General features: G+C 70.5%; 2 protein-coding genes. One reads left to right on the forward strand and one right to left on the reverse strand.

Features of this window, described 5'->3' with window-relative positions:
- Nucleotides 1-402: phytoene desaturase family protein (locus JCM19049_RS15580; protein WP_374700342.1), on the forward strand; the 402-nt coding region annotated here is incomplete at its 5' end.
- A 42-nt stretch (nucleotides 403-444) separates the two neighbouring features.
- Here the strand turns inward: JCM19049_RS15580 and JCM19049_RS15585 are convergent.
- Nucleotides 445-929: cytochrome c oxidase assembly protein (locus JCM19049_RS15585; protein WP_279403378.1), on the reverse strand; the 485-nt coding region annotated here is incomplete at its 5' end.

Below are 929 nucleotides of genomic sequence, written 5' to 3' on the forward strand. Positions count from 1 at the left end.
CCGTCCTCCGCCGACGCCTCGCGGGCCCCGGCCGGAAAGCACGTGGTGTGGGCCTATGCCCACGTGCCGCAGGGCTACCAGGGCCCGGCCGGGGAGAGGATTGATGAGCAGATTGAACGCTTCGCCCCCGGCTTCCGGGATCGCGTCCTGCGCCGGGTGGAAACGGACCCGACCGCACTGGAGGCCTGGAACCCGAACCTGGTGGGCGGGGATATCGGCGGCGGTGCGCTGAACGGGCTGCAGCAGTTCCTGCGGCCCACCGCGTCCCTGACCCCGTACCGGCTTGGGGTGCCCGGACTGTACCTGTGCTCTTCCTCCACCCCTCCGGGCGGGGGAGTGCACGGCATGGCCGGATGGCATGCGGCGCGTCAGGCGCTGAAGGATTCCGGGATCCGGGTCTGAACCGGCTGGCCTGATCGGGGCGGGACGGGGGCCGAGGGGCGTTTAGACCGTGTCCGCGGCCGGCCGGCCCCCGGTCCTGGGACGGGTCGCGGCGTACCAGCCGATAAACAGCAGCACGATCAGGCCAACGTCCACCGCATCCCCGCCGTAGTACATCAGCTGGGCCCCGGCCCGCCCATCCGCGGCCTCCACTCCGGCGGGCGGATGCGCGTACAACCACTTCGCCAGAATTGCGTGGGCCGCGATGAAGCTGACCAGCACCGTGGCCCGCATCCGGAACGAGGCCCGGTGCGGATCCGGATCTCCGCCAACCACGGAGGCGGTGAACACGTACCCGGCCAGGAAGATGTGCGCGTGAACCACCGCATGGAGCAGCACCGAGGAATGCATGAGGTGATACAGGTCCGTGGTGTAGAGCAGCCACAGCCCGCCGGCGTTCAGGATGGCGGCAACGAACGGATGGGTGAGCACCCGAATCGGGGCCGAGCGCAGTAGCCGGGTCACGGCCCGCGCCTGCCTCACCGGCA

Source organism: Arthrobacter sp. JCM 19049, from assembly GCF_001310435.1.